The organism is Streptococcus sp. CF8_Ac1-9 (assembly GCF_024295565.1).
Lineage (GTDB): Bacteria > Bacillota > Bacilli > Lactobacillales > Streptococcaceae > Streptococcus > Streptococcus parasanguinis_X.
In genome coordinates, this window is the sequence record NZ_JANCOY010000008.1 from 45,888 (window position 1) to 56,399 (window position 10,512).

Here is a 10,512-nt window from a genome sequence, read left to right on the forward strand (position 1 = left end):
AACACGGCATACCGCCGTGTTTCTGTGTTTATTTCACCAACTTCTTCATCTCATCAATACGTGCTACTGTCGCGTCGTATTTGGCTTGGTAGTCGGCTTGTTTGTCGCGTTCTTTTTGGACGACTTCTGGTTTGGCATTGGCTACAAAGCGTTCGTTAGAGAGCTTCTTACCGACCATATCCAGTTCTTTTTGCCATTTGGCTAATTCTTTTTCAAGACGAGCCAATTCTTCTTCGACATTGAGAAGGTCAGCGAGTGGCAAGTAGATTTCTGCACCTGTGATGATGCTTGACATAACCAAATCAGGTACCTCTACATCTGCTGCAATTTCCAAGTGTTCTGGGTTTGTGAAGCGTTTGATGTAGTTGACATTGTCATTGAAGAAGGCATCAAGCTTGCTGTCGCTTGTCTTAATCAAAATAGTGATTGGTTTGCTTGGCGCTACGTTCACTTCTGCACGTGAGTTACGAACAGAGCGAATCACATCTTTAAGAGCTTCTACACCAGCTGCTGCTTCTTCGTTTTCAAACTCTGGACGAACCACTGGGTATTCAGCAGTCACGATCGTTCCTTCAGAGATTTGGCCATAAATTTCTTCAGTCACAAATGGCATGATTGGATGAAGGAGACGCAAGATTTGGTCCAACGTATAAAGAAGAACAGAACGAGTGATTACTTTTTCGTCCTCATTGTCGCTATAAAGCACTTCCTTAGTCAACTCAACATACCAGTCCGCAAACTCATCCCAGATGAAGTTGTAGAGAATGTGACCAGCCACACCAAACTCAAACTTATCAAAGTTTTCAGTGACCTTACCGATGGTTTCATTGAGGTTGTGGAGAATCCAGCGGTCTGTCACGTTACCTGCTTGACCAGCAGCCACTTTAGCTACATTTTCACGCGCCACATCCAAGGTCAATCCTTCATTGTTCATGAGGATGTAACGTGAGATGTTCCAAATTTTGTTAATGAAGTTCCATGACGCATCCATTTTCTCGTAAGAGAAACGCACGTCTTGCCCTGGTGCAGAACCGTTTGAAAGGAACCAACGAAGGGCGTCAGCACCATATTTCTCGATAACATCCATTGGGTCAATACCGTTACCGAGTGACTTAGACATCTTACGACCTTGCTCGTCACGGATAAGGCCGTGGATAAGGACATTTTGGAATGGTTGACGACCAGTGAATTCCAAAGATTGGAAGATCATACGAGATACCCAGAAGAAGATGATATCGTAACCTGTTACCAAGGTTGACGTTGGGAAGTAACGTTTGAAGTCTTCTGAGTCGACATCAGGCCAGCCCATAGTTGAGAATGGCCAAAGGGCTGAACTAAACCAAGTATCCAAGACATCTTCGTCTTGTTTCCATCCGTCACCTTCTGGTGCTTCTTCGCCAACATACATTTCACCCTCAGCATTGTACCATGCAGGGATTTGGTGACCCCACCAGAGCTGACGTGAGATTACCCAATCATGGACATTTTCCATCCATTGAAGGAAGGTGTCGTTGAAACGAGGTGGGTAGAATTCTACCTTATCATCTGTGTCTTGGTTAGCAATAGCATTTTTCGCCAATTGATCCATCTTGACGAACCATTGCGTAGATAAGCGTGGCTCAACCATAACCCCTGTACGCTCTGAGTGACCAACTGAGTGGGTCATCTTCTCAATCTTAACAAGGGCACCGATTTCTTCTAACTTCTTGATAACAGCCTTACGTGCTTCAAAGCGGTCCATACCGTTGAATTCACCAGCCAACTCATTCATGGTACCATCATCGTTCATAACGTTCACTTGCGGAAGATTATGTCGTTGACCAACCAAGAAGTCATTCGGGTCGTGGGCAGGTGTAATCTTCACTACACCAGTACCAAACTCAGGGTCTGCGTGTTCGTCCCCTACGATTGGGATTGGCTTGTTCAAGATTGGCAAGATAACATTTTGACCAATCAAGTCTTTATAACGGTCATCATTTGGGTTAACCGCTACGGCTGTATCCCCAAACATCGTTTCAGGACGAGTTGTTGCTACTTCAAGGGCACGTGAACCGTCTTCCAACATGTAGTTCATGTGGTAGAAGGCACCTTCGACATCCTTGTGAATCACCTCGATATCAGAAAGGGCTGTACGGGCTTTCGGATCCCAGTTGATGATAAATTCACCACGGTAGATCCAGCCCTTCTTGTAGAGCTCTACAAAGACCTTACGAACAGCTTTTGACAGACCTTCGTCAAGGGTGAAACGCTCACGAGAATAGTCTACAGAGAGCCCCATCTTGCCCCATTGTTGCTTGATAGTCGTCGCATACTCGTCTTTCCATTCCCAGACTTTATCAAGAAATTTTTCACGACCAAGGTCATAACGAGAGATGCCCTCTTCAGCCAAACGAGCTTCTACTTTAGCTTGAGTGGCAATCCCGGCATGGTCCATACCGGGAAGCCAAAGCGTATCGAAACCTTGCATCCGTTTTTGACGGATTATGATATCTTGCAAAGTTGTATCCCAAGCGTGACCAAGGTGAAGTTTACCAGTTACGTTTGGTGGTGGAATCACGATTGAGTAAGGCTTAGCCTTTTTATCGCCTGAAGGCTTGAAAACATCTTCGTCAAGCCATTTTTGGTAACGACCAGCCTCAACCTCGGCTGGATTGTATTTAGGTGAAAGTTCTTTAGACATGTGTGTGTCCTTTCTAATTATTTCTGTTTTTTTTCTTCTATAACTTTATCAACTACCTTAGTTACTAAAGTTTCGATCATGACTTTCATTTGTTTTTTAAATTCTTCACTTTTCAGAAAATCTGTTATCAATTCAAACATAAATTTAATAACAGCTTTACCTCCTTTAACAGCTAAATCCCCAACATTTGCCATTTTATACTCCTTTTTTTAGCTCACGAATAATCTTTTTCAGATATTTGTTTTTCGTTGTTTTTTCCAAAAAATCATAAGCTCTTTGTTTCAAGTCATCTTTTTCAATATCAGGATTAAGTTCAGTCTCGACTTTTAAAGCATGGTATAATGCTTTTGGTTTCAAATCAATACTTTTTTGAAATTCAACTAATTGTAATTTCACTTCGTTATCAATTTTTTCTTGTAGTTGGGGTGTTATTAGATCAGCAGGTAATACTTCTTTGTACTTATTTATTCCTTCAGATAGGTTAGATTCAAAACGAACTAACTCTCTCTCCTGTTGATTCTCTACTTCCTTAACTATTAAATCCAAACTTTCATTTTCCATTTTGTACCTCAATACTTTATAAGCTATTTATAATTTACAAATTTTTTGGTATCTATACTTAGTTATGTATTCTCCCACTTACTCTTCAGCAAGCCGTATCTCAAATCATCACAACGATTGCCTTGGGCATCTTTACGGTCACGGATACGAGCTTCAAGGGTGAAGCCAAGTTTCTCAGCGACTCGTTGACTTTGAAGGTTGTAACCAAAGCAAGACAATTCTATCTTGTGTAGGTTCAATTCTTTAAAAGCTAAATCAATCAAGGCACGTGCTGCTTCGGGCACATAGCCTCGCCCCCAATAGTCTGGGTGCAAGGTATAGCCAATCTCCAGCACATCGTCCTCATGGCGATGGTTGAAATCGACAGAACCAATGATTCTATCGGTTCCTTTGACCACGATTCCGTAGCCTGCTGGAAGATTTTCTTTTTCATTGCGCTCGGGAAGGATATGCTCTAGATAATAAATCTCGTCTTCCAAGGTCTTGACGGGTGGAAAACCTGCTGGGTAAGAGACTTCTGGAAGACTAGCGTAAGCATGGATGTCCTCTGCATCAGCCACTGTTCGGACTCGTAAGACCAGACGCTCCGTTTCGATTTGTTCTGGCAGTTCAGCTCTTGTCATTCTTCTTCCTCGCTTTCTTGATAAAGCACCCCATGGGATCGACTCGGTCATCTAGATAACGGTAAACACGCTGATGGCCGTCCCCCATAAAGTAAGTCGGAGCAAAACGGTCATTTTTAAAATGGCCCTTGTCATCCAAGAGCTCTGGATCAGTCAGTCGCTCAAGAATCTTAGCAAAGATATGGCAGATGCCATCTTCCTCGATAATCCGATCTACCTGACAGTCCAATACGACTGGACAAGCCTCTAAAATCGGAGCCTGAGTCCGTTCAGAAATTTCGTAGTCAAGCCCTAGGTGTTTCAATTTCTCCCGATGGCTGATAAAACCAGCCTGCTCCATCTCAAGCATAAAGTTTTCATCAGGGATGTTCACGCTGAACTGTTGATAATGCTTAATCTGGTCAGCCGCATTTTCCTCAGCACCAACCCCGATGACCAGCCAATCTCCCAGGCTATAAGAGGAACTGCAGGTCGTGATATTGTGCCCAAAGTTCTTGTCCTGATACCCCAAGATGAATATCGGAAAACCATAGTAAAGTTTGCTGGTGTTAAAAGATTGTTTCATGACAAGCTCCTTCAGCCAGGGGGGTAAAAGAAAAATCGCCCCTGTCATCAATCTGACAGGGACGAATGTGTTGATCCGCGGTACCACCCAATTTCGGGCAATGCCCGCAACTTTGTTTATTTCATTTTCATCCATTAGCAACCAGTTTTGACACATTTGTGGACTTCTCAGCACCGCCACTTTCTGTAAAATGTGGGATTCAAAACACCTCTAATAGGTTCATTTTAGCAAGTTTTCCTGGAAATAGCAAGAAATCATAAAAGCGATTATTTAAATTTAACGCCTAGTTCTTTCAATTTCTTGATTGTAGCTGGGCCGATTCCTTTAAGGGCCAACAACTCTTTTTCTGTCCACTTTGCGAAGTCCGCAACAGAGCGAATACCTTCATCATAGAATGTTTGCGCACGATCTAGTGCTACACCTTCCAAGCTTGCAGCGAATTCTTCTACTGAAGAAGCCGCTTGTTTCACTTCTTTCGCCACTGCTTTTGTAGCTTTCTCAACCTTTTTAGGTGCTTCTTTCACAGCTGCAGTTACAGTTGCGACAGCTTTTTTCAAAAGATGTCTATTTTGATGTTTGTATTGTTTCGCACGGTTTACGTTCTTCTTTGCCATTTTTCCTCCTAAATTCAGTGATCAATTCCTAAGGCAACAAGGTTTCATCACCATTATTCCATTCAAAAATCCGTTGATGTCATTTCAACTTTTTTATTGTATCACAATCCCCTAAAAAATCAAGTCATTGCTCAATTTTCAGGTAAATCTAGCTAGTAAAACGCCTTCAATAAGGCCATTTTAATATTTTCTTTCACCAAAGAGGCCATCTGGTAAATCATGAAATCCTTTTCCAGCATGGAAATTTTCAAACTTCCCTTGCAAGAACTGATAAGCGTCCAAACGGCTTTCATAGCGAATCATCGCGATTTTAGCTCGCTCATCCTGGTCTTCATCAAAAACCTTCTTACTCTCTTCTAGAGCCATTTCATTGATCATGACTTGAGTCTTGATCCACTCCTCAAACTCCTTCATAAACTCTGTTTCGTAACTCATCTTTACTCCATTCCTCTATAAAAATCCGTATCGATCTCCCGATAAGGTTGAATGTCCTGAACATATTCCAAGACACCTTGAAAATCTCCAGCTTCATCACGCACGGCTGCATAGGTGACATGGACAAATTTCCCACGCGATTCTGATTTGAACCACATTTCATACTTGTCTTTTTTCCCTTCACGAAGCCCTTGCATGATCGCTTTGACCTTCTCCAAATATTTCGGTGGGTGACACAGCTCAACATTGCGTCCTACCTGCGATGGCGTCCTCTTAAAAATCATTTCCTCAAAAGGCGCAGCATCATTGTAATATTGGAAAATATCATCCTTATTGACAAAGGTGATCTCCATCGGCAAATGATTCAAGATTAAATTCGCTTGCTCCACCGATAGAAAGCCATGGCCAAAAGCTTGTGGTTGCTGACGGTCGAAGCTCTCTTCTTTTTTCTTAGGCGTGAAGGTAATGGTCAATTGCCCCTCAGGAGTCTCAATGACCTGGCGTTGCTCATCGCCTTTTGAAGAAGGAAGTGGTTCAGTTGAACCTTCTGACTCTTTCGACGCTTCCTCCTTGAAGTCCACGCGTTTCGGCACCCATTTCTCACTTGGGAGAATAATGGCATAACCATAAGCATCACTTTCTTCTGCAATGGAGAGCCAGTCATCCTGGGTAAAGGCCTCCAACAAAATCATCAAGAGGATCGATTCTTCCTTGAAGATCATGCCCTCAAACTCTTGCGCAAAGGCTTCAAAGCGTTCCTTGACTTCAGAAATACTAGAATCCGGTAATATCTTGGCCGCATCCAAAATTTGCGCAAAGAGTTCCCGAATCTGGTCATCCACTCCCCACATCACTTTTGGTGGGGAATCATGCCCATATTTTTCCATAATCGGAAACATCAACTCTTCCTTACGACGGTAATGCCGATCAAATTGACCCACCAAGCCCAGCTGACGTAACAAGCCCTTCTGAATCTCCTGAATCATCTCAGGATCCTCAGTCGTCTCATAATTGTCTAGCAAGCGACGTACCCGCATCATAGCCGCACGAAGGGCTAAGTTCTCCTGTTTAAAGATTTGAACCGGATGACCTGGATGGTCGGTATCTGCAACTTCGACCCCTTGAACCGCATTTTTAAAGAGATTGGCATGGACATCACAAAGCTCCATCACATCTTCAAAAGTAACACCTGCATCGGAGTTCATCAGTTCATGCTCCATAAGAGAGATCTCAATCGCAGAAACCCCTGCAAAGGTCGCATCAAACCGTTCCTGAACCGACTCAGGGGAAGCTCCATGATGAAGCTCTAATAAGATATCTCTTAAGACGTGAATTCGTTCATCACTCATTAGTCTAGCCCCACTACTTCATAGCCATTAGCCTCTAGTGTTCTCACAATCTTCTCCATAGGAGTACCTTCTAATTTTGATCCTTGTTTTAAGGAAACCTTGCGCCCAACTGTATTGCGCATGATCGGATTGGCTAAGGGTTTAAAGCCCAACTCCACCAACAAATCCAATACCTCCGGATGTTGATCAATAACTTGAGCAACTGGAATCGATACATCAATAACATTGTCCATTTATTTATTTCCTCTACTTCTTCCCTTTATTCTCTCTCTGACGAGCCCGTTCTTCGCCCCACCAAAGAGGCATCAATTCACCTAAAGTAATGGTCTTGCGACTCTCATAATCCACCATAAATTCTAGATGACGATTCTCTTGCATTTAGCTCAAGGAGAAATTCACGACAGGCCCCACAAGGCATCCCAGAACCTTCTCCATAAGGAGGCTTGTCTCGAAAAGCAATAATGCGCTTGACCTTGGTCTGTCCTGATTGTTGATACATGTTGAAAAGGGCCGCTCGTTCGGCACATAAATGAAAGACACCGCAGGTTCCTTCCATACAAAAGCCCGTAAAAATCTGACCATCTGCAGCCTCAACAGCAGCAACCACATGTCGAGCATAGACAAAATCTGAAACCTCTTGAGGCGCATAGAGAGCTTTCGCCTCAAGATAAAGTTTTTCCCAAATATCCATTCTTCTACTTTCACTTCTTCACTAACTTCACAACTGCTTCCGTCCTTGCAGTATGGGGAAACATGTCCACTGATTGAATATATTCAACCTGATAAACCTTCGTCAAAGCTACTAGATCCCGTGCCAAAGTAGAGACATTACAAGAGACATAGACCATCTTTTCAGGTGCATAGTGCAACAAGGTCTCGATTAATTTTGTCCCCAAGCCCGTACGAGGTGGATCCACGATCACAGCATTAGCCCGATAGCCTTCCTGGTACCAGCGAGGAATGATCTCTTCTGCTGTCCCAGCCTCATAGTGGGTATTCTCAAATCCCATCCGTTTGGCATTGTATTTAGCATCTTCAATCGCTTCAGGAATGATATCCATCCCCCGCACACTTTTTACTCTATTCGCAAAAGCAAACCCAATCGTTCCAACCCCACAATAGGCATCAATCAGGTGATCCTCTGGAGAAACATCTAGAGCCTTGACAGCCTCACTATACAATACTTCAGTTTGTTCCGGATTCAACTGGTAAAAGGCTCGAGGAGATAGGGAGAATTCATAATCCAAAACACCTTCCAAAATGGCCTCTTCTCCCCAAATAATCTGCGTTTGTTCCCCATAGATCTCACTGGAACGAGACGTATTTTTATTAACAGCAACTGTGACAATCTCAGGGTGTTTCGTGACCAAGTCTTCCACCAAATTCTTTACGTTAATCTGACGACTGGTGACCACAATGATCTGAACCTGCCCAGACTTCCGAGCCCGTCGAACCATCATGGTTCTGACACCCAGTTCTTTACGCTCATCAGCAATTGGAATCTGATAATAGGTCAATAAATCCGCTAGATCGTTGGCGATAGCTTGAATAACCGGATCTTGAACCAAACAATCTTTTAATTCCACCAAATAATGTGAATTTTGAGCATAGAGTCCTGCCTTCACCTGGCCTTTGAATTTCCTTGTTTGAAATTGCAATTTTGCCCGATAGTAAAGCGGCTCCTGCATTCCAATTGTCGGCCGAATATCATACTGTTCAAAGCCTTCAGGTGAGAACTTCTTCAAGGCCTGTTGCAATAAATCTGTCTTAAACTCCAGCTGCTTGTCATACTTCAAATGCATGATTTGGCAACCACCACAGGTCTCATAGATATCACACATGGGCGTCACACGAAACTTAGACGCCTTATTCACAGATAGGAGTTTGGCTTCCGCAAAATTTTTCTTGACACTTGTAATTTGGCAGAAGATATCTTCTCCCTTCAAAGCACCTGGTACAAAGACAAGTGTTTTTTTATAAAAGCCAATCCCTTCTCCATTAATTCCCATTCGTTTAATTTTCAAAGGAATTTTTTGTTTTACTTTAACGTTCATATCCCTATCTTAACACATTTTTCGGTATAATAAAAACATGAAAATTACAAAACTAGAAAAGAAAAAAAGACTCTACCTCCTAGAATTAGACAGTGATCAAAAACTTTATATTACAGAAGACACCATCGTCAAATATTTCCTTTCCAAAGAGAAAGAAATCAGTGAAGAGGAACTAAAAGAAATCCAAGAGTTTGCTCAATACTCCTATGGTAAAAACCTGGCCCTTTACCATCTTTCTTTTAAAGCTCGGACAACAAAAGAAGTCAGAGACTACCTGACAAAGTATGAGATTGAAAGTGGCATTATTGATAAAGTGGTCCAACACCTAAAAGAAGACAAGTGGTTAGATGATCGTCAATATGCAAGAAACCTGATAGAAGCCAACCTTCTCAGTGGCGATAAGGGTCCTATCTTATTACAACAAAAAATTCAACAAAAAGGGATCCCAAAATCTATCCTTCAAGAAATTCTTGCAGACTATGATTTTTCAGAAGTGATCGACCGTACCGCAATAAAACTCCTAAAAAAATACCAAGGAAAATACCCGTTAAAAGCCATTGAAACGAAAATCATCCAAGCCCTCATTTCAAAAGGCTTTGCTTACAACCAAGCAAAGATAGCATTCCAAAATCTCGAGCTCGAAACAGATGAAGAAACAACCAATGAGCTCATTCTAAAAGAGTTAGAAAAACAATACCGTAAATACAGTAAAAAATATGAAGGCTATGACCTCAAACAACGCTTGACTCAGGCACTAGCCAGAAAAGGCTACGATTATAGTGATATAACGTCAACCATTAGAGAATACTTAGATTCATAAACCAAATTGAAAATTAAATAGAAAAATAAGAAAAAATTTGAAAAAATATGATACAATATAGAGGATATACTTAGATTGTAGAAAGTTGGTAAGTTATGAAACTACCTAAAGAAGGCGACTTTATTACAATTCAAAGTTATAAACATGATGGCAGTTTACACCGTACATGGCGTGACACCATGGTATTAAAGATAACCGAAAATGCAATTATTGGAGTAAATGATCATACACTTGTTACTGAAAGTGATGGTAGACGTTGGATTACACGTGAACCAGCGATCGTATATTTCCATAAAAAATATTGGTTTAACATCATCGCCATGATCCGTGACAATGGTGTGTCTTACTACTGTAACCTAGCAAGTCCTTTTCACATTGACCAAGAAGCCTTAAAATATATCGACTATGATCTCGATGTCAAAGTCTTTACCAATGGTGAAAAAAAATTGTTAGATGTTGAAGAATACGAGCAGCATAAAGAAAAAATGCACTATTCAGATGACATCGACTTTATTTTAAAGGAAAATGTTAAGGTTCTAGTAGATTGGATAAACCAAAACAAAGGTCCTTTTTCTGAGGAATATATCAAAATTTGGTATAACCGTTATGTTGAACTGCGAAATAAATAAAGTTGGAAAGAGCGCAAGCTCTTTTTTCTTTTAACTTAATGAAAAATTACCTACAAAAAAGCCTAATGACAATCATTAGACTTTTTCGAAACACTATCGGGAAGACAGGATTCGAACCTGCGACACCTTGGTCCCAAACCAAGTACTCTACCAAGCTGAGCTACTTCCCGATCTAAAGCTTA

Annotated in this window: 12 protein-coding genes, 1 tRNA gene and 1 pseudogene; 2 read left to right on the forward strand and 12 right to left on the reverse strand. The window is 41.6% G+C overall.

The annotated features are described in order from the left end of the window. Positions 1–28: 28 nt before the first annotated feature. From NML76_RS09925 to rlmD, 11 genes and pseudogenes are all read right to left on the reverse strand, one after another. The gene (locus NML76_RS09925; protein ID WP_254733422.1) at positions 29–2,680 is read right to left on the reverse strand and encodes a valine--tRNA ligase; all 2,652 of its coding nucleotides are present in this window, start codon (positions 2,678–2,680) and stop codon (positions 29–31) included. A 17-nt stretch (positions 2,681–2,697) separates the two neighbouring features. Further along, entirely contained in the window at positions 2,698–2,874 is a 177-nt protein-coding gene (locus tag NML76_RS09930) for a hypothetical protein (RefSeq protein WP_254733424.1), read from the reverse strand. Position 2,875: 1 nt separating this feature from the next. After that, complete coding sequence (locus NML76_RS09935) at positions 2,876–3,241, reverse strand: hypothetical protein (protein WP_254733426.1); 366 nt, start codon at positions 3,239–3,241, stop codon at positions 2,876–2,878. Between the two features lie 62 nt (positions 3,242–3,303). Next, positions 3,304–3,864: a GNAT family N-acetyltransferase gene (locus tag NML76_RS09940; RefSeq protein ID WP_254733429.1), complete on the reverse strand. Its 561-nt coding sequence runs from the start codon at positions 3,862–3,864 to the stop codon at positions 3,304–3,306. Then, the gene (locus NML76_RS09945; RefSeq protein WP_254733431.1) at positions 3,851–4,429 is read right to left on the reverse strand and encodes a flavin reductase family protein; all 579 of its coding nucleotides are present in this window, start codon (positions 4,427–4,429) and stop codon (positions 3,851–3,853) included. Before NML76_RS09945 ends, NML76_RS09940 begins: the two co-directional genes overlap by 14 nt. A 266-nt stretch (positions 4,430–4,695) precedes the next feature. Then, a complete protein-coding gene (locus tag NML76_RS09950) occupies positions 4,696–5,043 on the reverse strand; it encodes a helix-hairpin-helix domain-containing protein (RefSeq protein ID WP_254733433.1) in 348 nt (115 codons plus the stop codon). Between the two features lie 180 nt (positions 5,044–5,223). After that, complete coding sequence (locus tag NML76_RS09955; protein WP_013903179.1) at positions 5,224–5,478, reverse strand: DUF1912 family protein; 255 nt, start codon at positions 5,476–5,478, stop codon at positions 5,224–5,226. Positions 5,479–5,480: 2 nt separating this feature from the next. Then, complete coding sequence (locus NML76_RS09960; protein WP_070673737.1) at positions 5,481–6,827, reverse strand: DUF438 domain-containing protein; 1,347 nt, start codon at positions 6,825–6,827, stop codon at positions 5,481–5,483. Then, positions 6,827–7,060: a DUF1858 domain-containing protein gene (locus tag NML76_RS09965; protein WP_003005810.1), complete on the reverse strand. Its 234-nt coding sequence runs from the start codon at positions 7,058–7,060 to the stop codon at positions 6,827–6,829. Before NML76_RS09965 ends, NML76_RS09960 begins: the two co-directional genes overlap by 1 nt. A gap of 13 nt (positions 7,061–7,073) precedes the next feature. After that, positions 7,074–7,518, reverse strand: a pseudogene (locus NML76_RS09970) (cytidine deaminase). Positions 7,519–7,528: 10 nt separating this feature from the next. After that, positions 7,529–8,881 (reverse strand): 23S rRNA (uracil(1939)-C(5))-methyltransferase RlmD, encoded by a 1,353-nt coding sequence (gene rlmD / locus NML76_RS09975; protein ID WP_254728040.1) that lies wholly within the window; start codon positions 8,879–8,881, stop codon positions 7,529–7,531. Positions 8,882–8,918: 37 nt separating this feature from the next. On the opposite strand from rlmD, the gene recX reads away from it, so the two are divergent. Together recX and NML76_RS09985 are read left to right on the forward strand one after the other, a co-directional pair. After that, positions 8,919–9,701, forward strand: a complete 783-nt coding sequence (gene recX / locus NML76_RS09980; protein ID WP_254728042.1) for a recombination regulator RecX — start codon at positions 8,919–8,921, stop codon at positions 9,699–9,701. 95 nt (positions 9,702–9,796) lie between these two features. Next, a complete protein-coding gene (locus NML76_RS09985; RefSeq protein ID WP_003005798.1) occupies positions 9,797–10,330 on the forward strand; it encodes a DUF402 domain-containing protein in 534 nt (177 codons plus the stop codon). Between the two features lie 96 nt (positions 10,331–10,426). Here NML76_RS09985 and NML76_RS09990 read toward each other — a convergent pair. Beyond that, a tRNA-Pro gene (locus NML76_RS09990) sits at positions 10,427–10,500 on the reverse strand. Between the last annotated feature and the right edge of the window lie 12 nt (positions 10,501–10,512).

Excerpts from the sequence above, each read along its gene's own strand:
- NML76_RS09925 (WP_254733422.1), bottom strand. The coding sequence starts at position 2,680 with ATGTCTAAAGAACTTTCACCTAAATACAATCCAGCCGAGGTTGAGGCT.
- NML76_RS09930 (WP_254733424.1), bottom strand. The coding sequence starts at position 2,874 with ATGGCAAATGTTGGGGATTTAGCTGTTAAAGGAGGTAAAGCTGTTATT.
- NML76_RS09935 (WP_254733426.1), bottom strand. The coding sequence starts at position 3,241 with ATGGAAAATGAAAGTTTGGATTTAATAGTTAAGGAAGTAGAGAATCAA.
- NML76_RS09940 (WP_254733429.1), bottom strand. The coding sequence starts at position 3,864 with ATGACAAGAGCTGAACTGCCAGAACAAATCGAAACGGAGCGTCTGGTC.
- NML76_RS09945 (WP_254733431.1), bottom strand. The coding sequence starts at position 4,429 with ATGAAACAATCTTTTAACACCAGCAAACTTTACTATGGTTTTCCGATA.
- NML76_RS09950 (WP_254733433.1), bottom strand. The coding sequence starts at position 5,043 with ATGGCAAAGAAGAACGTAAACCGTGCGAAACAATACAAACATCAAAAT.
- NML76_RS09955 (WP_013903179.1), bottom strand. The coding sequence starts at position 5,478 with ATGAGTTACGAAACAGAGTTTATGAAGGAGTTTGAGGAGTGGATCAAG.
- NML76_RS09960 (WP_070673737.1), bottom strand. The coding sequence starts at position 6,827 with ATGAGTGATGAACGAATTCACGTCTTAAGAGATATCTTATTAGAGCTT.
- NML76_RS09965 (WP_003005810.1), bottom strand. The coding sequence starts at position 7,060 with ATGGACAATGTTATTGATGTATCGATTCCAGTTGCTCAAGTTATTGAT.
- rlmD (WP_254728040.1), bottom strand. The coding sequence starts at position 8,881 with ATGAACGTTAAAGTAAAACAAAAAATTCCTTTGAAAATTAAACGAATG.
- recX (WP_254728042.1), top strand. The coding sequence starts at position 8,919 with ATGAAAATTACAAAACTAGAAAAGAAAAAAAGACTCTACCTCCTAGAA.
- NML76_RS09985 (WP_003005798.1), top strand. The coding sequence starts at position 9,797 with ATGAAACTACCTAAAGAAGGCGACTTTATTACAATTCAAAGTTATAAA.